This is a genomic window from Gordonia sp. Swx-4 (assembly GCF_030316175.1).
Taxonomy (GTDB): Bacteria; Actinomycetota; Actinomycetes; order Mycobacteriales; family Mycobacteriaceae; genus Gordonia; species Gordonia alkanivorans.
On record NZ_CP128197.1, the window covers coordinates 2,574,371 to 2,599,642 of the forward strand.

A 25,272-nucleotide genomic window follows, 5' to 3' on the forward strand; every position below is an offset into this window, starting at 1 on the left:
TCCAGGTACTGAGACCTCTTCGCCGTTGAGCGGACCGTGCCGCAAAACCCGCACATCGAACCACGAGTCGCCGAGCGGTCGTTGCCGGTGGAGGACATCTCGAAGATGGCTACACACCGCGGTTTTCGATGCCCCTCAGGTCGATCAGAAGTCGAATCCTCCGCCACCGAAATCACCGAAACCGCCGCCGTCTCCACCGAAACCACCGTCTCCGCCGAAACCGCCATCGCCGCCGGGGGCACCCCCGCTTAAGTCGTCGCCTCCGGCGCCACCGTCGATGGCTCCCATGTCGGATCCATCGCCGATGCCACTCTCGAAGCCCTGGGCGTCGTACGGGACGCCGGCCATGCCGGAGAACATCGCGGAGAACAGGAACATCGATCCGACACCCCAGGCGCCCGCCACGAGCGCCGGCCGCCACCAGGGCTCGGAGTACCAGCCGGCCGGAACCGGCCGCCCGGCGACACGGCCACCCGGGTAGTAGTTCGGCGTCCGATCAGACGGGTTGGGCGACGCCTCGACCTGGCGTCCTTCGAACTCGACCTTCCGATCCTCGGTGACCTTGCCCGCCCTCTGCCGGCCCTCGAGTTCGGGGATGGCGGGACCGGGATCGAGGTTCATCGCGATCCGCGCCGCGCGGATGTAGTACAGGCCTTCGATGGCGGTCTGCTTGGCCAGGCGCGCCTGCGCGGGTGAGTTGGCCTGCTCGATCTGCGACCCCGCCGCGGTATAGCGCTCGCCCGCGTCGGCGAGAGCCTGCTTCGACGCCGGGCCGTCGCCGATCAGCATGAACACCTGCCCGCCGAGCCGTTCGATCGCCTGTCGGGCGTCGGCCTTCGCGTCGTCCAGGTTTCGGGCCGCGTTGGTGCCCGAGCGCTGCTGAGCGATCACCACCACCCCGACGACGATCAGGACGATGACGGCGATCAGGATCAGTGCTTCCATGGTTCTCTCCAGCTCGTGCGTGTCCGACGGGCTCGTCCGGCGCAAGCCCGCGAGGGCTGACGGACCTGGCGGACAAATCGCGCACCATCGAGCGTACCGACCGGAACGCACTCGCACCGGAGCCAAGTCAGGCGCGCGGCCACCGCTGGTCAGCGAGTGCGGGCCACCTCGACGACGACGCGGACGTCGTCGACGACCTTCAGCGTGCCCATCATCAGCGAATACGGTTTGATCCCGAAGTCGCTCTGAGTGATGGTGGACTCGGTCGAGATCTGCCAACCATCGGCGGTCTCGACGACCTGCAGGTCCAGCCCATGCGGGTGTGACCGACCGTGGATCGTCAGCACTCCGTCGGCTCGGTAACCACCGTCCGTAGTGCTGAATGTATCTGCCGCATAGGTGATCTCGGGGTACTTGTCGGCGCCCATGGACTTCAGGGCGTTCATGCGGGCCAGTGACCTCTCGGCACCGGTCATCGGGGTGAGTCCACCTTCCCCGGATTCCACGTGCATCGAGTCGACCGCGATCGTGGCGCTCAGGTTCGTCGGCACGAGGTCGTCGGTCAGTGTCACCGACGCCGACCAGGTGCGCATCGCGATCGTCAGTCGGTGGCCGGTGCGTGCCGCCCGCCCGCCCACATCGGTGTGCACGACGACCGAACCATCGGATTCGGTGAACTCCCAGACTGATTCCGCCACCGCCGTAGTGTAAGCGCTCGGAGTACGTGGCCGGGCCCATCGCACGGCCGACGACACACGGCGAGGTGGTGAAGACGATGACGGAACAACGGATTCTGCTCGATGTCGACGATGCGGGCGTCGCGACGGTCACGCTCAATCGGGCGGACAAGCACAACGCCTTGGACCCCGCGATGTTCGACGCGTTGCTCGCGGTGACGGGCGACCTGGCGGCGGATCGTCGAGTGCGGGCGGTCGTCGTCCACGGAGCCGGGAAGAGCTTCTGTTCCGGCCTCGACATCTCATCACTCGGCGGCGATGGGCTCGCCGACTCTCTGCTGGATCGAGACGACGCCGACCGCGGAAACCAGGCGCAGCGGGTGTCTCTCGATTGGGGTCACGTGCCGGCGCCGGTGATCACCGCGATCCATGGCAACTGCTTCGGAGGTGGCCTGCAGATCGCGCTCGGCGCCGACATCCGCTACGCGACCCCCGACGCACGACTGTCCATCATGGAGGTGAAGTGGGGCCTGGTGCCGGATATGGGTATCACCCAGACGCTCCCGCGCCTCCTTCGGGCCGACGTGGCCAAAGAACTCACCTTCACCGGTCGTGTGCTCTCGGGAGCCGAGGCCCACGAGCTCGGGCTGGTCACCGGCACGGCCGACGACCCGCTCGCCTGCGCCTTGGACCTCGCCCACCAGATCGCGGCGAAGTCGCCCCACGCGGTGCGCGCCGCGAAGCGCCTCTACGACGAGACCTGGACCGGTACCGACCCATCGGCCGCGCTGCTGCTGGAGAGCACACTGCAGGTCGAGCTGATCGGTTCACCGAACCAGCTCGAGGCCGTGCACGCCGGCCTGGCCCGCCGGGAACCTCGGTTCACCGACCCGGACTGAGGCCTGAACTCTGGCTGCGGCGATAAACTGGTCGGTGCGTCCGGAGTTCCCATCCGGCGCCCTTCCTGGGAGGAGGCATCCGATGCCTGCATTTCCCGCTCTCACCCACGTCGCGATCACCGTGAGTGACCTTGCTGCGAGTACCGCTTGGTACCAGACCCTGTTCGACGCCAAACCGGTCTTGGACGAGGACGAGGAATCCGGCAACTTCCATCACACGGTCTTCGCACTCGCCGGCGGAACGCTTTTCGGACTCCACACCCATAGTTCGAGCGGGTCGGATGCTGACGGTTTCGACGAGCGGAACGTCGGACTGGACCATGTCGCATTCGCCTGCACTCGGCCCGAACTCGAAGAATGGGTTGCCCGTCTGGACAAGGCCGGAATCGCGCACAGCGGCATCAAGCACGCCCACTACGGATCAGGGATATCGTTCCGGGACCCGGACAACATCGCGCTGGAGTTCTTCGCCCCGCCGGCCGGATGAACTCGAGTCAGCTCTCGGCGGGCCCGACGTCGAGGTGAGCGAGCGCTGCTCGTGCGTTCTCGAGTTCGCGCGTCAGCTCCTCGATCTTCCTCTGCGCGGCCTCGCGCGCGGATTCGATGACCTCGTCGACGGCCGTGATCGCTGCGTCGTCGCCGAGTTCCTGCATCGCGCGGGCCACGCGGTCAGCGGTCACCTCAGCAGGCTTTCCCTTCTTACTCCCGTGCGCCACCGACACCGTCCAGAGGCTCTCACCCGCTGACGTGATGGTCACGCTCACCGCCGCTGTCGTGTTCTTCGACCGTCGAGCAGCTTTCGCCGGAGCAGACTTCGGCGCGGCCGATCGCGGCGGTGCGGGCTCCGGACGCGTAGTGGGCTCGGGCGTCGGCTTCGGTTCCACTGCAGCTGCTTTCGGTGTCGGCGCAGGGCGTACCGACGGTGTCGGGTCGGCAGGGGCGGTCCTGGGCGACCGTGGGGCTGCCTTCGCGGGTGCTGAGGCGGAACGTGCGCGCTGCAGTTCGTCGGCCTCGAAGGGCAACTGATCGTCGACGCCCTTGGGCCGCACCGTCACCGTCGAACCGTCGACGGACAGAACCCGCGCCGAAGTCCCGGCGTCGAGTCCGAGGGACGGCATCGGGTCACGGAGGTAGACGGTCACGCGCTTGCCGGCCGCGAGTGCGGCGGACAGAGATTCCAGGTCAACGGCGGTCAGGCCGGTCCTCTTCTGCGAGCTCACGCGTCCCATGTTCGCACGCGCGTGCGACTGACGGGTGCCGGGTCTCGATCCAGTCCGGACGGGCCGGTCGCGGTCGTGCATACGATGACGGAGTGTTCTTCGTCTTCGGATACGGCCCCAAGCAGCAGCAACTCGGCGCAGGACAGACCCGTACGTGCCCCCGTTGTCACAACACCACCCAGTGGACCCGGATGCGGGAGTTCAAGCAGTTCACCGTGTTCTTCATCCCGATCGCGCGCTGGGGACGGCGCGAGTTCGAGGCCTGCGGCATCTGCGGCGCCGCCATCGCACTGTAGACATCAGCGAAAGTCGGGCAGCGCGACGAGTGGTTACGCTCGAAGAGTGGCTGCCACCGACTCCCCCGCCCGCACGTCCGACGCGATCACCGGCTTCGAGAGCACTTTCGTCGATGAGCTGACGCCGCTCACCGTCGAATGGCGGGGAGCCGACGTGCCCGATCCGCAGCTCCTCGTCGTGAACGAACAGCTCGCATCGTCGTTGGGGTTGGACGTCGAGGCCTTGCGCTCCGACGACGGGGTCGCGATCCTGGCCGGCGCAGCCGTGCCCGCCGACGGGCAACCGGTGGCGACGGCGTACTCCGGACATCAGTTCGGCGGATACGCCCCACTGCTCGGCGACGGGCGGGCACTTCTGCTGGGTGAACTGCTCGACGTCGAGGGTCACCGCGTCGACATGCAGTTGAAGGGCTCTGGTCCGACGCCGTTCTCGCGAGGAGGAGACGGTTTCGCGGTCGTCGGACCGATGCTCCGCGAATACCTGGTCAGCGAAGCCATGCACGCTCTCGGCGTGCCCACCACCCGGTCACTGTCGGTGGTGGCGACGGGTCGCGGCGTTCACCGCACCGGTGTCGAGCCCGGAGCCGTGCTCGCGCGCGTCGCAGCGAGTCACCTGAGGGTCGGTACCTTCGAGTTCGCCGCCCGCAACGGCGACATCCTGCAACCCCTCGCCGACTATGCGATTGCTCGCCACTACCCCGACCTGTCCGACCTGCCGACCACCGGTGGTGGGAACCGCTACGCGAAGCTGCTGGAGGGCGTTGTCGACCGTCAGGCCCGCCTCGTCGCCCAGTGGATGCTCGTCGGGTTCGTGCACGGTGTCATGAACACCGACAACACCACCATCTCCGGCGAGACCATCGACTACGGGCCGTGCGCATTCGTCGACGCCTTCGATCCGGCAGCGGTGTTCAGCTCGATCGATCAGGGCGGGCGTTACGCCTTCGGGAACCAGCCCGCCGTCCTGAAATGGAACCTTGCACGGTTCGCCGAAACGCTTCTCTTGCTGATCAGCCCCACGCCGGACGAGGCGATCGCCATCGCGACCGCCACGCTGTCCACCTTCGACGGTCTGTACGAGCAGCACCTCAACGAAGGTCTGTCCGCCAAGTTGGGGCTGGCCGATACCTTTGTCGACCACGCATTGATCGACGACCTGCTGGCCCTGATGGCAGAACACCGCGCCGACTGGACCGGGGCCTTCCGGGCGCTCGCCGACGAACTCCGCGGACGAACGGCTCCACTCGACCTACTCCTCCCACGGGAGGTCTCGGCGCCCTGGCTCGCACGATGGCGCGAGACGCTCGCCGATCACGGCCGGGACGACGACACCACCGCAGACGCGATGGATCAGGTCAACCCGCTCTACATCCCACGCAACCACATGGTCGACGCCGCCCTCCGCGCCGCGCACGAGGGTGACCTCGCGCCGTTCGAGGAGTTACTCGACGTCGTGACGCACCCGTTCGAGCGGCGCGTCGAATGGGTCAAGTACACCGCGCCTGCTTCGGACGAGTTCAACTCGTCGTTCCAGACGTTCTGCGGGACCTGAGTGTCGGGAGTGTTCCGCGGAACACCGGTGAGTTGCCCCCGAACCCCCTGCGTGCGTGTTCCGACTGCGCGACCATGGACATCATGTGGACACTCACCCGCGATGAGACTTCTGTCGTCGAATCACCCTCGACCGTGAACTCGACCGCGGTCGCCGGCTCGATCGCGACCACGTCGAGCCTGGCGGTGGCCGGTTCGGCCGGCACCGTCGCGAGCGCTGCCGTCGCCGGGTCGGCCGGCACGGTGGCCAGCGCCGGTGTCAGTTCCTCGGCGGCTACGGTCGCGAGCGCGATCGTCACGGGTTCGGCGGCGACGATGGCCAGCCTGCTCGTCGCCGGAAGTGTCGCCACCGCAATCAGTTTCGGGGTCGCCGGCAGTGTCGGTGTCGTGGCCTGTCTGCTGTGCCGGCGGTGCGCTGGATGTGTCGGCTGCGTGGGGTGCGTCAACTGTTCAGGGTTGCGCGGCGCCGTCGGTCTCCGCGACGTTCATGCGTGACCGAGAACGTCGTACCTGCGGCGTACAACTTGAGCCGTGAGTCGACCACAGACCTGGGCTCGGTCAACGTGATCCACTCCGACCCGAACTCCGGCCCGAACCAATCGGAAGCATCGCTGATCGCCGAGCGCGAGAGAACCGCGACGCTCATCGAATCACTGTCTGCGAGTCTGGCCGCCGTCATCGAGTCGACCGCGGACGCCGCCTCCGACGATGAACACGATCCGGAGGGGACGACACTCGCCGTCGAGCGTGGCCAGTTGGTCGCCCAGCTCGAACGATCGCGGGTTCGTCTGGACGAGATCGACGCTGCTCTCGAGCGCGTCGGTCGCGGAGCGTACGGCCGCTGCGAGACGTGCGGCGAGGTCATCGACCCCGAGCGACTCGAGGTCCTCCCCGCGGCCCGGCAATGCGTGCGATGCGCGGCACGGAACCCATCCCGCCGGTGGTGAACACGAAGTTGCCACGCCGAGCGGATTGTGCCGAGTTCGCCGGAAGACGCATGGCTTTGCGACCGACCGAGTAGACCGGAAGGCGGGTCCACCATCCGCCGGATCGAAAGGTATGCGCATGAAGGCCATTCAGGTCGTCCAGCCGGGCAAACTGCCGGAGCTGCGTGAGGTCGACAAACCCTCGCCGGGTCCCGGACAGGTGCTCCTGAAGGTGACGGCAGCCGGCGCCTGCCATTCGGACGACTTCGTCCTCAACCTGCCCGAAGAAGGATTCCCCTATCCCCTTCCGATGACGCTCGGCCATGAAGGAGCCGGCGTGGTCGCCGAGGTGGGCACCGGCGTCACCGGTATCTCCGAGGGCATCTCGGTGGCCGTGTACGGAGCCTGGGGTTGCGGCGTCTGCCACTTCTGCTCCCGCGGCTTGGAGAACTACTGCAGCCGAGCCGGCGAACTGGGCATCGCACCACCGGGTTTGGGCAACCCGGGCGCGATGGCCGAGTACCTGCTCGTCGACAATGCGCGCCACCTGGTGCCCCTCGGCGACCTCGATCCGGTGGATGCAGTCCCTCTCACCGATGCCGGCCTCACGCCCTACCACGCGATCAAACCCTCGCTTCCGAAGCTGGTCGGTGGCACCACGGCAGTGGTCATCGGAGCCGGTGGTCTCGGGCATGTCGGGATCCAACTGCTTCGGCACCTGACTCCGTCGCGAGTGATCGCCCTCGACGTGAGCGACGAGAAGCTCGAGTTCGCGCGCGAGGTCGGGGCCCACGAGGTGGTGCTCTCCGACGCCGATGCCGTCGCGGGCGTCCGCAGGATCACCGGGAACGACGGTGCGACCGCAGTCTTCGACTTCGTCGGCCTGCAACCCACTCTCGACATCGCGATGGGCGTCGTCGGGACCATGGGTGACGTGGTGATCGTGGGCATCGGCGACATGGTCGCCGCGGCGAAGGTCGGCTTCTTCACCCAGCCCTACGAGGTGTCGGTGCGCGCGCCGTACTGGGGAGCACGCGACGAGCTCATCGAGGTTCTCGACCTCGCACGAGACGGTGTCCTAGAGGTGGCGGTCGAACGGTTCTCGCTCGATGACGGGGTCGAGGCCTACCGGCGATTGGCCGCCAATGACCTACGTGGTCGAGCCGTCGTGGTGCCTGACTGAACATCGCCCCGGCATGGACTCAAGCCCCCCACCTGCTGTTCTTCGTCGTCCACAGACAGACTGGTTTCGCCGTTCCTTGGGCATGACACCTAACCTACGGTACCGTAACTTACGTGGATGTGGAGCTCACCCGGTCTGAGGCCGTATACGCGCATTACCTCGATCACCAGCAGGATCGCGTACGCGCGAAGTTGATGTACGGGGTGCTCGCCGCCAAGATCAGGCCCGTCGTGGGGTTCACCGCCCGCGATCGTCTGGTTCGCGCGGTCCGCAGCGGCAAACCGTTACTGGTCGCGGCCAACCATGTGTCCGAGCGCGATCCGCTGGTGTTGGCGGCGGCAGGCTTCCGCTCACCGCTTCGTCCCCGCATCGGTCACCTGCGCGTGCTGGCGAAAGACGAACTCTTCGAGGACCCGGAGCAGCGACGCAAGATCGACACCCTGGGCGGCATTCCGGTCTTCCGTCAGAAGGACCACGGTGTCCGGGCCGCCGCGGAGGCCGGTCGCCAGATGTTCGGCGTCTGCGTCGAGCGAATGGTCCGCGGCGACAGCATCGCCGTCTTCCCCGAGGGGACCTGCAACGAGGGTGACGTGACCCGGTTGCAGAAGCTCGGAACCGGGATCGGCCACATCGCCTACCGTGCGTTGAAAGCGGGCGTCGACGTCACGCTCGTGTCCGCCGGTATCGCCTACTCATCGGAGAGCGATCGGGCCCGACCGATGGTGACCTTCGGGGATCCGGTCGACCTGACCGGCTTCAAGGACGAGACGCCTGCCGCGCTGACGAGGATGATCCAGGGCGACCTGCAGGGTGTGGTCGACGAAGTGTGTCGGATCGCAGTCTGATCCGTCGAGTTACTCCGCCACCGACGGCGGCAGATTCTCCCAAGCCCAAGCGGTGAGGGCGGTCAGTGCCGGCATGAGTGCGCGCCCCGACTCGGTGAGCTGATAGGACACCGACACCGGCGGTCCGGGATCCACCAGGCGTTCCACCAGATTGGCCGCGGTCAGTTCCGAGAGTCGGCCGGACAGCACCGAATCGCTTATTCCTCCGACGGCGCAACGCAATTCGGCGAACCCCGCCGGTCCGTTCATCAGCGTTGCGATGAGAATGCCGTTCCACCGCTTGCCCAGGAAGCCGAACGCACGACGCAACGCATCGTCGCATGTGCGCGGCGCGTGGCCGGTCGCGGAAATATCGGACATCGACCACATCCTAGTCGCCCGGTGGCGCTTCGACGACGACAGTACTACCTTGTGAGTAGTCACTTCTAAATACCTAGTCACTCCCGAGGAGTTCGAATGTCTTTGTTCCGTCTGGATGCCAGCATCCTCCCCTCCACGTCGTCGAGCCGCGCCCTCGGCGACCTCGTCGAGCGCGAATGGACCAGCGCTCACCCGGACTCGACGGTCACACGCCGAGATCTGTCGACCGATCCCGTTTCCGCGACTGTGTGGCGCGATGCCGTGATCGCCGGAACGGTCCCGCCGGCCGACCGCGACGCTGCGCAACGCGAGGCAGTCGCCCTCGCCGCCGAGATCGCGGATGAGGTCATCGGGGCCGAGGCGTTGCTGCTCACCGTTCCGCTCTACAACTTCGGTGTTTCCCAACACTTCAAGGGCTGGTACGACCTCGCAGCTACCGATCCGCGGATCGGCGTCGACCCGGCCGCGCTGCGTGGCAAGCCCGCGGTGCTGGTCACGACCCAGGGCGGCAACTACGACCCGGGAACGCCGAGGGACGGCTGGGACCACTCGACGCCGTGGCTGCGCCGCGTCCTGGAGGATGTCTGGGGACTCGACCTCCGGATCGTCAAACGTCAGTTCACGCTCGTCGGTGTGAATCCTGCCCTCGATGCCTTCGCCGATATCGCGGCCGAGCTCAAGGTCGAGGCCGAGGAGAACGCGCGCATCGCCGGCCGCGAGCTCGCGCTGTCACGTGTGGTCGCCTCCGCGGGCTGACCGCCACCGGGCGCGCTCCCCCGTCCCGCCTGGTCAAGGCATGGAGAGTTTGGTCTGCGAACCCGGCGGCTACACCGGGGTATGAGCAAGGACGAGCAGACCATGGACAAGGCCGGCCGGGACGTCGAAGACGACCCGACTCTCGCCGATCCAGACGATCCACGTAAGCCCGAATCGCCCACCGACCTCACCAAGCCGTCGCTGATGTTCGTGCTGCGAAAGACGGCCCGCGAGTTCTCCCGTGATCAATGCACCGACCTGGCGGCCGCGCTCACCTATTACTCGGTGCTGTCACTGTTCCCCGCACTGCTCGCCATGGTCTCGCTGCTCGGTGTCTTCGGACAGGGAGAGAAGACGGTTGACGCGGTGCTGACGATGGTCGAAGACCTGGGCCCGTCGGATGCGGTGGACACGCTGCGTGCACCCGTCGAACAACTCGTGTCCGCGCCGAGTGCAGGCCTCGCCCTCGTGATCGGTCTCGCCGGCGCTCTGTGGTCGGCGTCGGGATATGTCGGCGCATTCGGTCGTGCGATGAACCGCATGTACGAGGTCGATGAAGGCCGTCCGATCTGGAAGCTGCGGCCCGCCATGCTGCTGGTGACGCTGGTGGCCCTGATCCTCGCCGCTGCTGTGGCGCTGATGCTCGCGGTCAGTGGACCGATCGCACGTTCGATCGGCGATGCGATCGGTCTGGGCAGCACCGCTCTGACTGTGTGGAACATCGTGCGCTGGCCGGTGGTGCTGGTCTTCGTGGTGGTGATCGTCGCTGTCTTGTACTGGGCGACACCGAATGTGAAACAACCGAAGTTCCGGTGGATCAGTGCGGGCGCAGTCCTGGCGATCGTCACCTGGATCGTGGCCTCGGCGGCGTTCGCTCTCTACGTGTCGAATTTCGGCAGCTACAACAAGACCTACGGCGCGCTGGCGGGTGTGATCGTCTTCCTGCTGTGGTTGTGGCTGACCAATCTGGCCCTGCTCTTCGGCGCGGAGTTCGACGCCGAACTCGAGCGTGGTCGTCAGCTTCAGGCGGGTATGGCTGCCGAAGAGCGGCTACAGCTTCCCCCTCGCGACACCACCGTCTCGGACAAGAACGAGAAGACCCACCAGGAAGACATCGAGAAGGGCCGAGCCCTCAGGGAATCCCACGGCGGTTGAACGCCGCACTTCTCCGGGCTTCGTCAGGCGAACAGCGCAACCGTCTGTGAGGCCTGGATGATCGGACGCGATGCACTGTCCCACAGGGTCATCGACTGATGGGAGTAGCCGTCGCGTGTGAAGGTGCTCGACGATTCCAGGAGCATCCAGTCCGTCGGCTTCGGCAGGTCGTCGGTGCAGATGTGCAGCGACCAGCTCATCGTGCTGATCGGCGCCCACTCGGTGAACGCCGCCGTGGTCGCCGGCGGCAGGGCGTCGGCGAGGGCGACCAGCGCGATCGTCGGATCCACTCCCTCGGCACCGCGATGCCGCACCCAGGCGAGGAACCGCGGGTCCCCGTCGTCACCCAGCGGGACGGTCCCACCCGCCCGAACCATCTCGACGTTGTCGACGAACGCCGGACGAAGGGGCGCCGAGGCGTCGCCGAACGGCCCACAATCCTCGGGTGCCGGAACCTCGGGAGCGCCGACGAGGTCATGGCTGATCGCACTCGGACGCGGCTGCGCGAAGATCAGCGACGCGTGCGCGGCGATCTGTCCCCCGCTCACGGTTTCGACGGCGACGCTCGAGGCTGATCGCCCTTCGCGGAGTCGGCGGGCGGTGAACGTCGCGGCGTCGACGACCGGCGCGCTGAGCAGGAACTGTGCCGACTTCAGTGGCGGTAGCGGCTTACCCTCGGTCAGCTGCGCGGCGAGTACCGACATGGCCGCGGTCAGCCCGCCGTAAGCGGTACGACCCTGCGTCCACTGGGTGGGGACGACGAATTCCGAGGTCGGATCGAAACCCGAGACGAGTTCGGCGAGTGTGGGCATGGCAGGACTCTTCCTCACGCGACTATGACGACCGCTATAACGCAGTGCACGCTACTCTATGACGGTCGGCATATAAAACCGCGCTCGTCAGGCGCCGAATGCCCGCTGCCCTTCCATGGCTGAGGACGCCAGATCGTCTTTGTCGAGCGGGGCCCCACCGGCGCTGGCGTCGATCCATTGATCGGTGGTGGCGACCGCGGCGAAGTTGGAGTGGAGGATCGCCATCAGCGTGTTGTGAACCTGCTCGGCCGAGGCCTTCCCGGCGGCGTTCGCGATGTGGATGGCGCCGGTTGCGTCGGAGACCACCTCGGCGGCGATGCCCAGTTCCTCGGCGCCCGCGGCCGAGGCCAGGTCGCAGTTGTTCGTCATGTAGCCGGCGAACGTCACCGTGTTCACGTCCTGCGCCCGCAGCCACTCCGTCAGGTCGGTCCCGGCGAACACGCTGCCGTGGATCTTGCGCACCCGCTTCCACGACGGTGTCGCCCGCGAGGCGACGTCCGGGTGCAGTTCCCACGATCGCGACCCCTCCGCGAACGCCGGCGCGTCGGCCGGGTACGTGTGCTGAACGGCCACCACCGGGATGCCCTGCTCCTTCGCGTGGTCGATGAGTCGGACGATGTTCTGCACGCTCATGTCCCGAGGCGGGTACTGAATGGCCAGCGGGCCGTCGAAGTACTGGTTCTGGACGTCGACGAGGATCAGTGCGCGGCGGATCGTGGTCATGGTCGGGTCTCCCATCTGTCGGCGGCCGGGGGTGTCGCCGACCAATCTCACTATGCGTCGTCGCAGAGTACGGTCGGGAGTGGCACGAATGCCTACTTTCGATGGGATCTGGCCAATGCGAATCGCAGTCTATGCCTTCGACGGCATCTCGATGTTCCATCTCGCCGCACCGCAGCTGGTCTTCGGGGAGACCGCGAGAACGGACCCGGGATCATCGTGGACCACTGTCTTGTGGAGTGCGGCCGGCGGCGAGGTCGGCGTCGGCGAGGGGTACAAGATCTCAGGTCTTGTGGGACCGGAGGCTGCCGCAGATGCGGACATGATCGTCGTGCCGTCCTGGCCCGAGGATCTCCCGCCGCTCGACGCCTCTCTCCGCCAGATCCTCATCGACGGCCACGACCGTGGCGCGGTCATCGTCGGGCTGTGTCTCGGCGCGATCCCGGTCGCCGACGCCGGCCTGCTGTCCGGGCGATCGGCGGTGACCCACTGGGCGGCGATGGACGCGTTACGCAAGCGCCACAACGACATCCCGCTCGACTCGCTCGTACTGTACGTGGACCACGGTGACGTGTTGACGTCAGCGGGCACGGCGTCGGCGATCGACGCCTGCCTGCACCTCGTCCGCGAACGGTTGGGTGCCGACGTCGCCAACGACGTCGCCCGCCGCCTGGTCGTCGCGCCGCACCGGGACGGCGGTCAGGCGCAATACACCCGACAGCCCGTCCCGGTGACGGCAACAGGCAACCCGATCGGCGAACTCATGGAGTGGGCCGCGCAGCATCTCGACGACTCGCTCACCGTGCAACATCTCGCCTCCCGGGCCGCCATGAGTACCCGGAGCTTCGTGCGGAACTTCAAGATGGTCACCGGAACGACGCCTGCGCAGTGGATTCTTCGGCAGCGCCTCGATCGTGCCCGGGTTCTCCTCGAGACCACCGACCTCGGAATGGACACCATCGCCGAACAATGCGGGTTCGGCAGCAGCGTGACGATGCGACAGAACTTCGCGGCGACGTTCGCGACGTCGCCGACCAGTTATCGCCGTCAATTCCGGGTCACCGGCTGACTCCTCATCCCGAGGCGCATCTGGTAGGCGTCCGAACGCGTTGTCGATCAGCCGATCACGATTCTTCGACCGCCCGACTCGCGGCCGCATCACGTGCCACCGCCTTGCTCAGCAACTGACCGCCGTTGGTCAGCACCGCCCGCCGCCACGGCAGAGTGCCCTCGATCTCGATCTGAATGGACATCGACAGCACCGTCCGGATCACCACGATGATCCCGAGAATCAGTGCGTCCTCGATCGAGGGCTTCGAGGTGATCGTCCGGATGAGGTCTGCGGCGACGAGGATCTCGAGACCGAGGAGGATGGCCGAGCCCAGGGTTGTCCGGAGGATCGAGAAGGCTTCGCTGCCGGATTCCCTGCGGGACAACGACCGCGCACCGAGGACGAGCGCGATGATGAAGCCGGTGATCATGGCCAGTGCGCCGAGCGCTTCGAATGCGACCGCCACCGCGGTGAAGATGTCCTCGAACTCCATGCACGTCAGCCTATCCGCGTCCACCCGTGTGCAACGGCTGTCCGGAGCGAGCCGACTTCATGGATTCACGACGTGGCGAAGCTGCCTCACGTGCACTGATCTCGCTGCGACCTACCTGATCAGCGCGGCCGGCCGGGATAAGATCCGACAATGCTGTCACGTGGGCGAGGTCGATGACTCCCGCACTGATCGCGATCGTGGTGATCGTCGGGTGGACCCTGGTCGCGGGCCGGTTGTCGCGGCTCCAGATCTCCGGGGCCATCGTGATGGTGGTCGCCGGCCTCGTGATCGGGCTGACCACGAACAACTCCATCGGCAACGCACTCGACACCGACGCAGCCGAACCCTTCGTCGAACTGATCCTGGCTCTCCTGTTGTTCGTCGACGCCATCGAGGTGCGAGGCGGCTACTTCGCCGGTGAACGTCGAACATCTCTGCGGCTGTTGCTCATTGCGATGCCGCTGTCGGTCGCCCTGGCGACCCTGCTGGGTGTCGCGCTCCTGCCGTCGATGGCGGTCGGCGTCGCGCTGCTGATCGCCTGCGTGGTGACCCCGATGGACCTGACGCCCGCCTCGTCGCTGGTACGTGATCGGCGGTTCCCCACGCGGGTGCGACACCTGCTGAACATCGAGAGCGGTTACAACGACGGCATCATCGCGCCGCTCTTCATCTTCGCCCTGACGCTCGCAGGCGACCACAAGCACGCCTCCTCCCCCGCCGAAGCACTCGAACAGGCGGTGCCGTCTGCGCTGTGGGCGGTGTTGGCGGGCAGCGTCATCGGACTCCTCGCCGCGCGACTGACGAACTTCACCATTCGCCGCGGGCTCGCCACCGAACAGTCCATCCGGATCAGCCTCGTCCTCATCCCGATCCTCGCCTACGGATGTTCGGTGCAACTCGGCGGCAACGGCTTCGTGGCGGCATTCCTCTGCGGTATCGCCTACAAGGCGGCACGGGCCGACGGTCCGGGCGACGAGCAACTGCGCCTCGCCGACGATGTCAGTGCGCTCGCGGCCCTCACGATGTGGTTCGTCTTCGGCTGTGCCGCCGTGCTGGTCTTCGAACTCGGGTTCGTCTGGCAGATCGTCGTTCTGGCCCTCGCCGCGCTGACCGTCCTCCGGATCGTTCCCGTCTACCTCGCGCTGCTGCGCACCGACATCGGCCCACGTGATCGACTTCTGATCGGCGTCCTCGGGCCACGCGGAACCGCGTCGATCGTCTTCGGTCTCCTGGCTTTCAACGAACTCGACGGCATGGTCGCCAACGAGACGCTGTATGCGATGACCGTGACGGTCCTGGCGAGCGTCGTGTTGCACGGCTTCGGGGTGGGTCTCGTCGCCCAGCGACTGAACCGGCGAGAGGCCGCGAAGGACTTAGAGTTCGACTGATTGTTTCGCTTGCCCGACAGGTGAAGCCGGCGAGGTATGTCGTTCTGTCCGTGTTTCCTACGTGAGAACCTCCGGTTGCCGCGCCTGCGCAAACCGTAGATTCTCGTCGGCGACATCGCCTTTGAACAGGCGACGATCGGCGTAGTAGCTCATCGACATCACCCACGGGGCGTGCGGTCCCTGTTTCGGCAGGGTGTCGAGAGCGCGCTGGACGTACCCGGCGCCGAAGTCGAGCAACGGCCGGGTGGGCATGCCCGGGTCGGCTACCGGCCACACCGCGTCGTGACCGTGAGAGTCCATGTACCCGAGAAACTTACAGAAGTACTGGCACAGCAACCCGATCTTCAGTGTCCAGGATGCGTTGGTGTACCCGATGGCCAGTGCGAAGTTCGGCACATCGGACAGCATGATCCCGCGGTAGACGACGGTGTCCGGTAGCGAGACCGGGTTGCCGTCGACGGTGAGGTCGATGCCGCCGATGATCTTGATGTTGAGTCCCGTTGCGGTGACGATGATGTCGGCTTCGAGTTCGGCGCCACTCCGCAGGAGGATGCCGGTCTCGGTGAACGACGTGATCCGGTCGGTGACGATCGACGCCTTGCCCGACCGGATGGTGCGGAAGAGATCAGCGTCGGGCACCACGCACAGGCGCTGATCCCACGGGTCGTAGGGCGGGTTGAAGTGGACGTCGACCGGAAAGTCCTCCGGGAGTTGAGACTTGTTGATCTTCCGGATCATTCGTCGCGCCACCTGGGGGAACCGCTGACACAGTTCGAACAGGATTCGCTGCTGCGCGACGTTCTTCTGCCGAGTGAGCGCATATCCCCGCTCGTCGCCGAAGATCTTCTTCAGCGAGTTGGCAATTGCGTCTTCACGCGGCAACGGGATGACGTAGGTCGGCGTGCGCTGCAGCATCGTCACGTGCGCGGCCTCCTCGGCCATTGCGGGCAGCAGCGTCACGGCCGTCGCACCGCTTCCGATCACCACGACCCGCTTCCCGGCGTAGTCGAGATCCTCCGGCCAGTGCTGCGGGTGCACGATCTGACCGCGGAAGCGGTCCTCGCCGGCGAAGTCGGGACTGAATCCCTCGTCGTAGTCGTAATAGCCCGAACCGCAGAAGATCCACCGCGCGCTGATCTGCGTCCGCTCCCCGGTGTCGGTGCGCTCGAGGTCGACGAGCCACCGTGCGTCGTCGGAGGACCAGGCGGCGGCCATGACCTTGTGGTGGTACCGGATGTGGCCGGTGAGGTCGTTCTCCTCGATCGTCTCGTGGAGGTAGTCGAGAATTCGCGGGGCGTCGGCGATCGCCTGCTTGTCGGTCCACGGCTTGAACTCGTAGCCGAAGGTGTGCAGGTCCGAGTCCGAGCGGATGCCCGGGTAACGGAAGAGGTCCCAGGTTCCGCCGGCGGCTGCACGAGCCTCGACAATGGTGAACGTCTTCGACGGACGCTTGGTCCGTAGGTAGCGGGCGGCCCCGATGCCCGAGATCCCGGCTCCGATGATGAGGACGTCGACGCGGTCTGGTGCGGTCACTGTTCACTCCTGGCTGTCCGACGTGGTGCTGTCTCCAGGATGCCAGCTCCGACAAGCCCACCACTTTTCGGCAAACGCACCCCCCATCAAGGTGGTGATTGTGCCGATAAAGGGTGGGTTTACCGCACAGCGCGGAGTGCTACTGCTGTCCGTGCCAGACGGCGTCGAACGGGGCGGTCGAGCTGATGCGACCGACGATCCCGCGGTGGGTGAATTCTTTGGCCGCGCGCACCGCGTCGAGGACGTCGGCGCCCTTGGTCAGTCCGGCGGTGGTCGCGGCGGCGAACACGCAACCCGCACCGGACACGCGCTCGTCGCCCACCTTGGGTGCGCGGAGGATGGTGATGTCGGTGCCGTCGAAGACCACGTCCACCGCTTCGTCACCGGCGAGTCCGACCCCGCCCTTGACGACGACACACTTCGGCCCGAGATCGGCGATCCGGCGAGCCGCTTCGGCGAGGTCGTCGACACTGGCCAGTTCGTCCATGCCGGCGAGGGTCGCGGCCTCGAACAGGTTGGGCGTGACCACGGTGGCCAGCGGGAGGATCTCCGAGCGCAGGGCATTGTCGGTGTCGAGAGCCGCACCGGGCTCCTGACCCTTGCAGATCAGGACGGGGTCGACGACCACGTGCCGCCAGGTCCGCGATGCCAGTGCCTCGGCAACCGTCGAGATGGTCGCGGGCGTGCCGAGCATGCCGATCTTGACGACCTCGGGCTCGTGCGCGACCGTGGCCGCCTCGATCTGGTCGGCGATGACGCCGGCGTCCACCGGCACGAAACGATGGCCCCAGCCGGCCTTCGGATCGAAGGACACGATGCAGGTGATGGTTCCGACGCCGTAGGTGCCGAGCTGGGCGAAAGTGCGCAGGTCGGCCTGGATTCCCGCGCCTCCGGTCGCCTCGGACCCGGCGATCACGTACGACACCACTGACATTGCTCGATCCTTTCGGGGTTCGCAGATGAACCGGGTCCTTTTGTACACCCCCAGCCCTACCCCGTTTGCACCGGAGTCGGCCGTCGCAGCCTCCCGACCGTGACGTTTCCCCGAGCAAACAGCCTGGTGTCCGACACCGCATGGCAGCATCGACGAGCACGGACACGATGCGCGCCATCGTCTGTCGCGGGCTGTGCAGGATCGTGTCGAAGGAGAAACGGACACCCCCATCGAGCCTCCCCCGCCGGCGGGTCGGAGACGCGCGCCGCCCTTGGGAGATTTTCTCCAGACGGTTGACACGGGACGTGATCTATCCAACTAATTAGAACATGTTCATCGGGGGTCAGGGTCGACGTCGTCTCGTGCGCGAACAGTCTCGCGCACGCTTTCCGAGAGGTGGTCGTCTTCGTCGACGTGCCCTCCTCGCCACCTGCGCGGTGGCCGCCACCGCCACACTCGCCGGAATCGGTCCCGCGTCGGCGGACCCGTATGCCGGGTTCTACAACCCGCCGTCGGGCTTCGACGCCCGTCCCGGATCGCTGATCCGATCGGCGCCGTCGTACGCGGCTGTCATCCCGTTCACCGGCGCGAACATCGACGCCCGCACCACCACGGTCATGTATGCGAGCACCGGCGCTCGGAACCGTCCGACGGCCGTGACCGGCAGCGTCCTGGTCCCCCGCACTCCGTGGGCCGGGCGCGGTGAGCGTCCGGTCGTGGTGGTCGGTTCAGGGACCATCGGTGCCGGCGACCAGTGCGCACCGTCACGTCTGCTGCGGTACGGACAGGCCTACGAGGAAATGGCGATCGGAGCGTTGCTCGCCAATGGCTACGCGGTGGCGCTGACCGACTATGAAGGACTCGGCACGCCCGGCGATCACCCCTACCTGAACCGTAGGTCGCTCGGGACATCGATGCTGGACATGGCCCGTGTGGCGCGCAACCCGAAGTTCGGTGTGAGTGCGCAGGCGCCCGTCGCCCTGTGGGGGTACTCCGAGGGTGGTTTCGCGTCCGGCTCCGCCGCCGAACTGGCCGGCTCGTACGCCCCGGAACTCCCGATCTTCGCGGCCTTCGCGGGGGCACCGGCACCGGACCTCGCCGACCTGGCCCGACTCGGAGACGGGAGCCTCCTGGGAGGTGGCGTCGGGTGGGTCGTCAACGGTTTCATCGCCGCGTACCCCGAGCATCGCGCGAAGTTCCTCGCCGCGTTCAACCCGCTCGGTCGGAGTGTGCTGCGAGATGTCAACTCGTACTGCGTGTTCGACGTGATGAGGATGCTTCCGTTCGTGCCGACGACCTTCTACACCAAGGACGGCCGGCCGATCGCGGCGCATCTGCGCAAGGAGCCGTGGCTGACGGCGGTGAACGATCAACGACTCGGCGGGGTCGCCCCGCGGATGCCGGTCCTGGTCAGCCAGAACCGCGGCGACGACGTGGTCGATCCCCGCGGCACTGATCGCATGGTGCGGTCCTGGCGTGCCAAGGGGGCCGACGTCACCGTCGAGACGATGCATCTGCCGGTGTTGTTGCCGGGTACGTTCCTCGGCCACGGCGTGGGCTTGGTGTCCGAACTCGAGGCGCTGAGGTGGCTGAACGCCAAAGCTGCCGCCCTGCCGAAGAACTAACTGATCGGAGAGACGTGAACACCCAGGAGATCGCCGACCGGTTCGAGATCGCCGACGTCCTCTACCGATACGCCCGCGCGGTCGACACCAAGGACTGGGATCTGTGGCGCTCCGTGTTCACCGCGGACGCCACGGTCGACTACACCTCGGCTCCGGCCGGACGGGCCGGGAGTCGGGACGAGATCGCCGCATGGCTCGAGGAGAACTTCGCGTTCGTCACCGTCAGCCAACACTTCATCACGAACATCGAGTACTCCTTCGAAGGCGACCGCGCACAGATCCGGGCGATGTTCTACAACCCCATGCAGTTCGTGGGGATGACCGAGCTCAGCACCTGCGGCGGCAACTATCACCACTCGATGGTCCGCACCGAGACCGGTTGGCGGAGTGAACGTCTGCACGAAGAGAGCCTCTGGTTCGTGAACTCACCTCGCGAAGAGCGCGACGCCTGACCCGGCACCGCCACGCGTTATCAACCTGTGGCCGTAGGGAACGATCCGGCACCGACACCCGGCGACCGGGCCGCGGTCGACGTTTCCACTCCTAGCCTGAGGGGTACCGCCCGAAGGTACAGAGGAGTCATGTGAACGAAGCGCGAACCTGTCTGGTCACCGGAGCCACCGGCTATGTGGGAGGCCGTCTGGCACCCCGGTTGCTCGAACGTGGGCACCGTGTCCGCGCGCTGGCCCGGACGCCGTCGAAGCTGTCCGACGCGCCGTGGACGAACGACTCACGTGCCGAGGTCGTGAAAGGTGATCTCTCCGACCGGGACTCGCTTCTCGCTGCCTTCCGCGGCGTCGACGTCGTTTATCACCTCGTGCACTCGATGAGCAACGACGCGGATTTTGCGGCCGAGGAACGACGCTCCGCAGAGAACGTCGTGGCAGCAGCACAGGCGTGCGGCGTGTCCCGGATCGTCTACCTCGGCGGGTTGCACCCCGAGGGCACCGATCTCTCCGAACATCTGGCATCGCGAGCCGAGGTCGGCGACATCCTCATCGACTCGTCGATCGAGACCGTCGCACTGCAGGCCGGGACGCTCATCGGGTCCGGGTCGGCATCGTTCGAACTCATCCGCCACCTCACCGAGCGGCTCCCGGCGATGACGACGCCGCGCTGGGTGAGCAACAAGATCCAGCCCATAGCCGCTTCCGACGCGCTGTACTACCTGGTCGAGGCGGCGACCGCGGAGGTCCCGGAGTCACGGACGTGGGACATCGGCGGTCCGGACGTCCTCGAGTACGGCGACATGATGCAGGTCTACGCGCAGGTCGCCGGTCTTCGTCCGCGCAAAATGGTCGTCCTCCCGTTCCTCACGCCGTCGGTGGCAAGCCGCTGGGTCCGCCTGGTGACCCCGATCCGAGGGAAGATCGCGCGACCGCTGATCGAGTCGCTCGAGTGCGACGCCGTCTGCCGGAACCGCGACATCGACTCGATCATCCCCCGCCCGCCGGGTGGCCTGACCCCGTACCGCCGAGCGGTCGCCGAGACGCTGAGCCGCGCCGAACGCGGCTCAGAGGCCGCGACGTGGGCGAACGCGAACGCTGACACCCCCGCAGCCGAACCCATCCCGACCGACCCGGACTGGGCCGGCGAGGAGGTGTTCGAGTCGACGTCCGCAACCGTCCAGAACGGCACACCCGACGACATCTGGGACTCGCTCGAACGGAGGGGACGCGTAATCGCGGAGAAGCAACCGGAGTTCCTCCGCGTCCAGGTCAGCGAGAACTCGCGCGGCAACGGGTTCGTCGAGTACGCACTTCGTGACCTCGGCCAGAAGCCTGCACGCACCGAGGTCACCACCACGTGCCGCTTCTTTCCGCACGGGGTCGTCGGACTTGCCTACTGGCGGCTCGGGTGGCCGCTGCGCAAGCTCGGTGTACCAGCCGTGGATCCGTTTCACTGAGGCACAGATCGAATTCAGTGCGGTACGGACCGGGCTACGGCTGATCGGCTGTCGGCCGGGATACAGTCAGCACACCCGCCGCCCGGGCGGTGCCGGTAGGACCGGCTGAACGACGAGCAGAAGGTGAGCGGGTGTCGCTGTCGGAACGGATCGACGACTTCCAGCGACGACACCCGGCGACCGGGTTCCCGCTCGCGGTGATCTACAAGTTCGTCGACGACCAGGGCGCCTATCTGGCCGCCCTGTGCACTTACTACGCGTTCATCTCGCTGTTCCCGCTGCTGCTGCTGTTCTCGACGATCCTGGGCATCGTGCTCGCCGACAATCCGGCTTTGCAGGAGCGCATCCTCGACTCGGCGATGAGTCAGATCCCGGTGATCGGCAGCCAACTCGGCGAGCCCGAGAAACTCAGCGGCGGGATCCCGGCGCTCATCATCAGTGTCCTGGTCTCGCTGTACGGCGGTCTGGGAGTCGCCGTCGCGGCCCAGAATGCGATGAACACCATCTGGGCCGTCCCCCGCAACGAACGACCGGATCCGATCTTCGTGCGCCTGCGCGGCCTGGTCCTGCTGTCGACGGTCGGCCTCGCCGTCATCGGACTGACCGTCGTCAACGGCATCGCCGCCGGCATCGAGCTCGGCGTCGCCGGCCGCTGGTTCGCGATCCTCGGCTCGGTCGTGCTGAGCACGCTCGTGTTCATCGTGGCGTTCCGGTTCGGCACTGCTCGCGCCCTGTCCGTCCGCGACGTGCTTCCCGGAGCGCTCGCGGCCGCAGCATGCTGGCAGGCGATTCAGACCTTCGGCGCGGTGTACGTCGGGCGCGTCATCGCCAATGCGAGCTCGACGAACGGGGTCTTCGCGATCGTTCTCGGCCTGCTCGCGTTCCTCTACGTGACCACGATCGTGCTGGTGTTCTGCCTCGAGGCGAACGCCGTCCGCGTGGACCACCTGTACCCGCGGTCGCTGCTGACGCCGTTCACCGACAACGTCATCCTCACCGAGGGCGACGAAGCCGCGTATGCGGCGCAGGTTCGGGCGCAGCGGAACAAGGGGTTCCAGGAGATCGACGTGACCTTCGACAACCCTCGTGAGGGCCGGACGAACGGCGAGAGCTCCCCGGACGGTCAGCCCGGCGACGAACCGAGCTGACCACTCAGCGCATCGAGCCGGTGTCCAGGAACCGCTGGTGGAAGCTGAACGCCTCGTCGAGGATGTGCGGGGTCTGGCCGGCCGCGGGCATCGCCTCGGCGCGGGCGAAGTAGTCGTTCAGCATCGGCCGGAACTCCGGGTGCGCACACTTCTCGATGACCAGCCGGGCACGGCGTCGGGGTGACAGCCCACGCAGGTCCGCCAGTCCCTGTTCGGTGACCAGCACCTGGCAGTCGTGTTCGGTGTGGTCGACGTGCGGCGTCATCGGGACGATCGACGAGATCGCACCGTCCTTCGCCGTGGACGGGCTCATGAACAGCGACACGTAGCCGTTGCGCGCGAAATCGCCCGAACCGCCGATGCCGTTCATGATCTTGGTGCCCATCACGTGCGTCGAGTTCACGTTGCCGTAGATGTCGGCCTCGAGCATGCCGTTCATCGCGATCACGCCGAGACGACGAACGACCTCGGGATGGTTGCTGATCTCCTGCGGACGCAGGGTGATGTGGTTCCGGTAGAAGTCGACGTTGGCCGTCAGCTCCTCGATGCCGGCCTCGCTGAGTGCCAGAGCGGTCGACGACGCGTGTGCGACGGTCCCGTCCTTGATCAGCCGCAACATGCTGTCCTGGATGACCTCCGAGTAGCAGGTCAGACCTTTGTAAGGGCCGCGGTCCAGACCGCCGAGGACGGCGTTGGCGACGTTGCCGATGCCGGCCTGCAGAGGCAGCAGTGTGTCGGCGGGCAGCCGACCGTTGCGGACCTCGTAGTCGAAGAACTCGAGGACGTGACCGGCGATCGCCTCACTGATCGCGTCGGGCGGGGTCACCGGGCTGGCGCTGTCGCGTTGGTTGGTCTCCACGACCGCGACGACCTTGGCCGGGTCGACCCGGAACGTCGGCTGCCCGATTCGATCCTGCACCCGGGTCAGCGGGATCGGCTTGCGGTGCGGCGGCAGTGCGGTGCCGTAGTAGACGTCGTGCATGCCCTCGACGGCCTCGGGAATCCACGAGTTGACCTCGAGGATCACCTTCTTCGCGACGTCGAGCCAGGTCTTGTTGTTCCCGATGGACGCGGCCGGAATCAGCTCCCCCGATTCGGTGATTCCGGAAACCTCGACGACGGCGACGTCGACCTGGCCGTAGTAGCCCACCCAGACCTGCTGCGCCACGTGGGACAGGTGGATGTCGACGTAGTCCATCCGGCCGTCGTTGATCCGCTTGCGGGCCGTGCTCTCCGACTGGTACGGCATGCGCAGCGCGATGCCGTCGACCTCGGTGAGGAGACGTTCGGTTTCGGTCGAGACCGAGGCGCCCGTCAACAGGTTGATCGTGAAGTTCGAGCCGTTCGCCCGGGTGTTCTTGATCTTGTCGGCGAGGGCCGGGATGACGACCTTCGGGGTTCCGGCACTGGCAAAACCGCTGATCGCCACGGTGTCGTCCGGCTGTATGTACTTCACGGCGTCGTCGGCGGACATCACCTTCGACGCGAACGCGGTGTTGCGAATACGTCCCGAGGGCACGGAACTACCTACTGAGGGGGTCACGTTCCCCAGGATAAGCACAGATGCACATGGGCAAAATCACGGATTACCGAGACATGTCGATTCAGACATGGTATAAGCCGCCGTGTGAGAAGGTCGCTTGACCAACACTGCAGAGTCTCAGTGCACTGCGCTCAGTTGAACAGGACTCCTTCATCGGTGGAGAGGCGTTTGCGCGAAGCCGCCCCGAGAACGGTACGGACCCGCAGCCGTGGGCTGCGGGTCCGAAATCGGGTGTGCGTGGGGTCAGTTGGCGGAGCCGACCGTCGCCGCCGGTCGACCGCTGTCGACGGCGAGCCAGGGCAGCTTGGTACCCAGAGCCGCGTCGACGCTGAAACGGCCTGCGCCTACGACCGCGAGGAGGAGCGCGCCGGCGCCGAGGGTCAGGACGAACTCGTAGCCGCCGTCGGACGCCCAGAGACCGTTGTCGATGTGGGTGATGAACACCGCGCCCAGCATGTCGATGACGAAGAGGATCGCGACGACCGGGGTGAATGCGCCGACGATCAGTGCGATGCCGCCCAGGATCTCGAGCCAGGTGACCAGGAACGCCGAGACCGCAGGCAGTGGAACGTCCATCATCTCGAACCCGGCCTTGGGTCCGGCCCAGCCGTTCTGCTGGAACTTCTGCAGGCCGTGGGCCAGGAACACGACGCCGATCGCGATGCGTGCGAGGAGGATTCCCACGCTACGGACGATGGGATTGGACATGGAAACCGCCTTGGATTCGAGAGGGATGACTTGACGTGTCAATTGAACAACCTAAGTGGATTGAGTTGAAGAGTCAAGTGAAGCTTCAAGTGAAGCTTCAAGTGAATCGATCCGATAGACTGCCCGGGTGTCCGGAGAGCAAGAGCCCGAGTGGCTCGACGACGAGGAGATGGACGCCTGGATCCAGGTGGCCACGGCGCTGGCCCGGCTCCCCCATGCCCTCGACGCACAGCTGCTCCGCGACGCGCAGCTCACCCACTTCGAATACGAGGTCCTCGCTGCGCTTTCCGAGGCGCCCGATCACACATTACGGATGAGCGAGCTCGCCGAGATGTCCTACGGCTCCCTCTCACGGCTCTCCCATGTGGTGAGCCGGCTGGAGAAGCGCGAATGGGTCCGCCGCTACCAGTGTCCGGAGGACGGACGCTTCACCAACGCCGTGCTGACAGCGGCGGGATGGGAGAAAGTGGTGGCCACGGCACCCGGCTATGTCGCCAATGTGCGGCGGCTGGTCGTCGACCGTCTGACCCGCACCCAACTACGGCAGGTGTCGGCGATCGGACGGCGGATCAACGACACCGAGTCCGGTTCGCGCTGA

Annotated in this window: 28 protein-coding genes; 17 read left to right on the forward strand and 11 right to left on the reverse strand. The window is 66.5% G+C overall.

Annotated elements, in window-relative coordinates:
• Window positions 1–144: 144 nt before the first annotated feature.
• Together PWF70_RS11745 and PWF70_RS11750 are read right to left on the reverse strand one after the other, a co-directional pair.
• Complete coding sequence (locus PWF70_RS11745; protein WP_006357592.1) at window positions 145–945, reverse strand: hypothetical protein; 801 nt, start codon at window positions 943–945, stop codon at window positions 145–147.
• A 149-nt stretch (window positions 946–1,094) separates the two neighbouring features.
• Complete coding sequence (locus PWF70_RS11750) at window positions 1,095–1,643, reverse strand: YceI family protein (protein ID WP_006357591.1); 549 nt, start codon at window positions 1,641–1,643, stop codon at window positions 1,095–1,097.
• A gap of 77 nt (window positions 1,644–1,720) precedes the next feature.
• Between PWF70_RS11750 and PWF70_RS11755 the strand changes: the two genes are divergently transcribed.
• Together PWF70_RS11755 and PWF70_RS11760 are read left to right on the forward strand one after the other, a co-directional pair.
• On the forward strand, window positions 1,721–2,521 hold the full coding sequence (locus PWF70_RS11755) for a crotonase/enoyl-CoA hydratase family protein (protein ID WP_006357590.1): 801 nt from the start codon (window positions 1,721–1,723) through the stop codon (window positions 2,519–2,521).
• A gap of 82 nt (window positions 2,522–2,603) precedes the next feature.
• Window positions 2,604–3,008, forward strand: a complete 405-nt coding sequence (locus tag PWF70_RS11760) for a VOC family protein (RefSeq protein WP_006357589.1) — start codon at window positions 2,604–2,606, stop codon at window positions 3,006–3,008.
• A gap of 7 nt (window positions 3,009–3,015) precedes the next feature.
• Here the strand turns inward: PWF70_RS11760 and PWF70_RS11765 are convergent, their stop codons facing one another.
• Window positions 3,016–3,750 (reverse strand): DUF6319 family protein, encoded by a 735-nt coding sequence (locus PWF70_RS11765; RefSeq protein WP_006357588.1) that lies wholly within the window; start codon window positions 3,748–3,750, stop codon window positions 3,016–3,018.
• A gap of 83 nt (window positions 3,751–3,833) precedes the next feature.
• Here PWF70_RS11765 and PWF70_RS11770 point away from each other — a divergent pair, with 83 nt between their 5' ends.
• From PWF70_RS11770 to PWF70_RS11795, 6 genes are all read left to right on the forward strand, one after another.
• On the forward strand, window positions 3,834–4,037 hold the full coding sequence (locus PWF70_RS11770; RefSeq protein ID WP_006357587.1) for a zinc-ribbon domain-containing protein: 204 nt from the start codon (window positions 3,834–3,836) through the stop codon (window positions 4,035–4,037).
• Between the two features lie 46 nt (window positions 4,038–4,083).
• Window positions 4,084–5,589, forward strand: a complete 1,506-nt coding sequence (locus PWF70_RS11775) for a protein adenylyltransferase SelO (protein WP_006357586.1) — start codon at window positions 4,084–4,086, stop codon at window positions 5,587–5,589.
• A gap of 74 nt (window positions 5,590–5,663) precedes the next feature.
• Window positions 5,664–6,083 (forward strand): hypothetical protein, encoded by a 420-nt coding sequence (locus PWF70_RS11780; protein ID WP_006357585.1) that lies wholly within the window; start codon window positions 5,664–5,666, stop codon window positions 6,081–6,083.
• Window positions 6,084–6,136: 53 nt separating this feature from the next.
• Window positions 6,137–6,535: a TraR/DksA family transcriptional regulator gene (locus PWF70_RS11785; protein WP_050918651.1), complete on the forward strand. Its 399-nt coding sequence runs from the start codon at window positions 6,137–6,139 to the stop codon at window positions 6,533–6,535.
• A 118-nt stretch (window positions 6,536–6,653) separates the two neighbouring features.
• Window positions 6,654–7,697 carry an NAD(P)-dependent alcohol dehydrogenase gene (locus PWF70_RS11790; RefSeq protein ID WP_035752567.1) on the forward strand — a complete coding sequence of 348 codons (1,044 nt, stop codon included), beginning with the start codon at window positions 6,654–6,656 and terminating at the stop codon, window positions 7,695–7,697.
• A gap of 113 nt (window positions 7,698–7,810) precedes the next feature.
• A complete protein-coding gene (locus PWF70_RS11795) occupies window positions 7,811–8,542 on the forward strand; it encodes a lysophospholipid acyltransferase family protein (RefSeq protein WP_035752412.1) in 732 nt (243 codons plus the stop codon).
• A gap of 9 nt (window positions 8,543–8,551) precedes the next feature.
• Here the strand turns inward: PWF70_RS11795 and PWF70_RS11800 are convergent, their stop codons facing one another.
• On the reverse strand, window positions 8,552–8,902 hold the full coding sequence (locus PWF70_RS11800; protein WP_006357581.1) for a winged helix-turn-helix transcriptional regulator: 351 nt from the start codon (window positions 8,900–8,902) through the stop codon (window positions 8,552–8,554).
• A 96-nt stretch (window positions 8,903–8,998) separates the two neighbouring features.
• Here PWF70_RS11800 and PWF70_RS11805 point away from each other — a divergent pair, with 96 nt between their 5' ends.
• The gene (locus tag PWF70_RS11805) at window positions 8,999–9,658 is read left to right on the forward strand and encodes an FMN-dependent NADH-azoreductase (protein WP_006357580.1); all 660 of its coding nucleotides are present in this window, start codon (window positions 8,999–9,001) and stop codon (window positions 9,656–9,658) included.
• Window positions 9,659–9,739: 81 nt separating this feature from the next.
• A complete protein-coding gene (locus PWF70_RS11810) occupies window positions 9,740–10,813 on the forward strand; it encodes a YihY/virulence factor BrkB family protein (RefSeq protein WP_035752415.1) in 1,074 nt (357 codons plus the stop codon).
• 23 nt (window positions 10,814–10,836) lie between these two features.
• On the opposite strand, the gene PWF70_RS11815 is transcribed toward PWF70_RS11810, so the two are convergent.
• Window positions 10,837–11,625 carry a thioesterase family protein gene (locus PWF70_RS11815; protein ID WP_006357578.1) on the reverse strand — a complete coding sequence of 263 codons (789 nt, stop codon included), beginning with the start codon at window positions 11,623–11,625 and terminating at the stop codon, window positions 10,837–10,839.
• Between the two features lie 87 nt (window positions 11,626–11,712).
• Entirely contained in the window at window positions 11,713–12,348 is a 636-nt protein-coding gene (locus PWF70_RS11820; RefSeq protein WP_035752568.1) for an isochorismatase family protein, read from the reverse strand.
• Window positions 12,349–12,463: 115 nt separating this feature from the next.
• Between PWF70_RS11820 and PWF70_RS11825 the strand changes: the two genes are divergently transcribed.
• Window positions 12,464–13,414 carry a GlxA family transcriptional regulator gene (locus PWF70_RS11825; RefSeq protein WP_035752418.1) on the forward strand — a complete coding sequence of 317 codons (951 nt, stop codon included), beginning with the start codon at window positions 12,464–12,466 and terminating at the stop codon, window positions 13,412–13,414.
• A 55-nt stretch (window positions 13,415–13,469) separates the two neighbouring features.
• On the opposite strand, the gene PWF70_RS11830 is transcribed toward PWF70_RS11825, so the two are convergent.
• On the reverse strand, window positions 13,470–13,889 hold the full coding sequence (locus tag PWF70_RS11830) for a DUF1622 domain-containing protein (RefSeq protein ID WP_006357574.1): 420 nt from the start codon (window positions 13,887–13,889) through the stop codon (window positions 13,470–13,472).
• A gap of 173 nt (window positions 13,890–14,062) precedes the next feature.
• Between PWF70_RS11830 and PWF70_RS11835 the strand changes: the two genes are divergently transcribed.
• Window positions 14,063–15,277, forward strand: coding sequence for a cation:proton antiporter (locus tag PWF70_RS11835; protein ID WP_286352967.1), 1,215 nt, complete (start codon window positions 14,063–14,065; stop codon window positions 15,275–15,277).
• A gap of 57 nt (window positions 15,278–15,334) precedes the next feature.
• On the opposite strand, the gene PWF70_RS11840 is transcribed toward PWF70_RS11835, so the two are convergent.
• On the reverse strand, window positions 15,335–16,810 hold the full coding sequence (locus tag PWF70_RS11840; protein WP_286352968.1) for a flavin-containing monooxygenase: 1,476 nt from the start codon (window positions 16,808–16,810) through the stop codon (window positions 15,335–15,337).
• A gap of 139 nt (window positions 16,811–16,949) precedes the next feature.
• Window positions 16,950–17,744 (reverse strand): hydroxymethylpyrimidine/phosphomethylpyrimidine kinase, encoded by a 795-nt coding sequence (locus tag PWF70_RS11845; protein ID WP_006357263.1) that lies wholly within the window; start codon window positions 17,742–17,744, stop codon window positions 16,950–16,952.
• Window positions 17,745–18,181: 437 nt separating this feature from the next.
• Between PWF70_RS11845 and PWF70_RS11850 the strand changes: the two genes are divergently transcribed.
• The 4 genes from PWF70_RS11850 to PWF70_RS11865 all read left to right on the forward strand — a co-directional run bounded on the left by PWF70_RS11850 (window position 18,182) and on the right by PWF70_RS11865 (window position 22,423).
• Entirely contained in the window at window positions 18,182–19,369 is a 1,188-nt protein-coding gene (locus PWF70_RS11850) for a lipase family protein (RefSeq protein ID WP_075863082.1), read from the forward strand.
• Between the two features lie 14 nt (window positions 19,370–19,383).
• Entirely contained in the window at window positions 19,384–19,821 is a 438-nt protein-coding gene (locus PWF70_RS11855) for a nuclear transport factor 2 family protein (RefSeq protein ID WP_286352969.1), read from the forward strand.
• A 131-nt stretch (window positions 19,822–19,952) separates the two neighbouring features.
• On the forward strand, window positions 19,953–21,275 hold the full coding sequence (locus PWF70_RS11860) for an NAD(P)H-binding protein (RefSeq protein ID WP_075863083.1): 1,323 nt from the start codon (window positions 19,953–19,955) through the stop codon (window positions 21,273–21,275).
• Window positions 21,276–21,406: 131 nt separating this feature from the next.
• The gene (locus PWF70_RS11865; protein WP_035752436.1) at window positions 21,407–22,423 is read left to right on the forward strand and encodes a YihY/virulence factor BrkB family protein; all 1,017 of its coding nucleotides are present in this window, start codon (window positions 21,407–21,409) and stop codon (window positions 22,421–22,423) included.
• Between the two features lie 4 nt (window positions 22,424–22,427).
• On the opposite strand, the gene scpC is transcribed toward PWF70_RS11865, so the two are convergent.
• On the reverse strand, window positions 22,428–23,942 hold the full coding sequence (gene scpC / locus PWF70_RS11870) for a succinyl-CoA:acetate CoA-transferase ScpC (RefSeq protein ID WP_075863084.1): 1,515 nt from the start codon (window positions 23,940–23,942) through the stop codon (window positions 22,428–22,430).
• Window positions 23,943–24,209: 267 nt separating this feature from the next.
• Entirely contained in the window at window positions 24,210–24,674 is a 465-nt protein-coding gene (locus PWF70_RS11875; RefSeq protein WP_006359123.1) for a DoxX family protein, read from the reverse strand.
• A 127-nt stretch (window positions 24,675–24,801) separates the two neighbouring features.
• On the opposite strand from PWF70_RS11875, the gene PWF70_RS11880 reads away from it, so the two are divergent.
• A complete protein-coding gene (locus PWF70_RS11880; protein WP_006359122.1) occupies window positions 24,802–25,272 on the forward strand; it encodes a MarR family winged helix-turn-helix transcriptional regulator in 471 nt (156 codons plus the stop codon).

Coding starts and splice junctions, on each gene's coding strand:
- PWF70_RS11825 (WP_035752418.1), top strand. CDS start 12,464: ATGCGAATCGCAGTCTATGCCTTCGACGGCATCTCGATGTTCCATCTC.
- PWF70_RS11820 (WP_035752568.1), bottom strand. CDS start 12,348: ATGACCACGATCCGCCGCGCACTGATCCTCGTCGACGTCCAGAACCAG.
- PWF70_RS11830 (WP_006357574.1), bottom strand. CDS start 13,889: ATGGAGTTCGAGGACATCTTCACCGCGGTGGCGGTCGCATTCGAAGCG.
- PWF70_RS11745 (WP_006357592.1), bottom strand. CDS start 945: ATGGAAGCACTGATCCTGATCGCCGTCATCGTCCTGATCGTCGTCGGG.
- PWF70_RS11835 (WP_286352967.1), top strand. CDS start 14,063: ATGACTCCCGCACTGATCGCGATCGTGGTGATCGTCGGGTGGACCCTG.
- PWF70_RS11765 (WP_006357588.1), bottom strand. CDS start 3,750: ATGGGACGCGTGAGCTCGCAGAAGAGGACCGGCCTGACCGCCGTTGAC.
- PWF70_RS11810 (WP_035752415.1), top strand. CDS start 9,740: ATGAGCAAGGACGAGCAGACCATGGACAAGGCCGGCCGGGACGTCGAA.
- PWF70_RS11805 (WP_006357580.1), top strand. CDS start 8,999: ATGTCTTTGTTCCGTCTGGATGCCAGCATCCTCCCCTCCACGTCGTCG.
- PWF70_RS11815 (WP_006357578.1), bottom strand. CDS start 11,625: ATGCCCACACTCGCCGAACTCGTCTCGGGTTTCGATCCGACCTCGGAA.
- PWF70_RS11875 (WP_006359123.1), bottom strand. CDS start 24,674: ATGTCCAATCCCATCGTCCGTAGCGTGGGAATCCTCCTCGCACGCATC.
- PWF70_RS11760 (WP_006357589.1), top strand. CDS start 2,604: ATGCCTGCATTTCCCGCTCTCACCCACGTCGCGATCACCGTGAGTGAC.
- PWF70_RS11790 (WP_035752567.1), top strand. CDS start 6,654: ATGAAGGCCATTCAGGTCGTCCAGCCGGGCAAACTGCCGGAGCTGCGT.
- PWF70_RS11800 (WP_006357581.1), bottom strand. CDS start 8,902: ATGTCCGATATTTCCGCGACCGGCCACGCGCCGCGCACATGCGACGAT.
- PWF70_RS11755 (WP_006357590.1), top strand. CDS start 1,721: ATGACGGAACAACGGATTCTGCTCGATGTCGACGATGCGGGCGTCGCG.
- PWF70_RS11780 (WP_006357585.1), top strand. CDS start 5,664: ATGGACATCATGTGGACACTCACCCGCGATGAGACTTCTGTCGTCGAA.
- PWF70_RS11845 (WP_006357263.1), bottom strand. CDS start 17,744: ATGTCAGTGGTGTCGTACGTGATCGCCGGGTCCGAGGCGACCGGAGGC.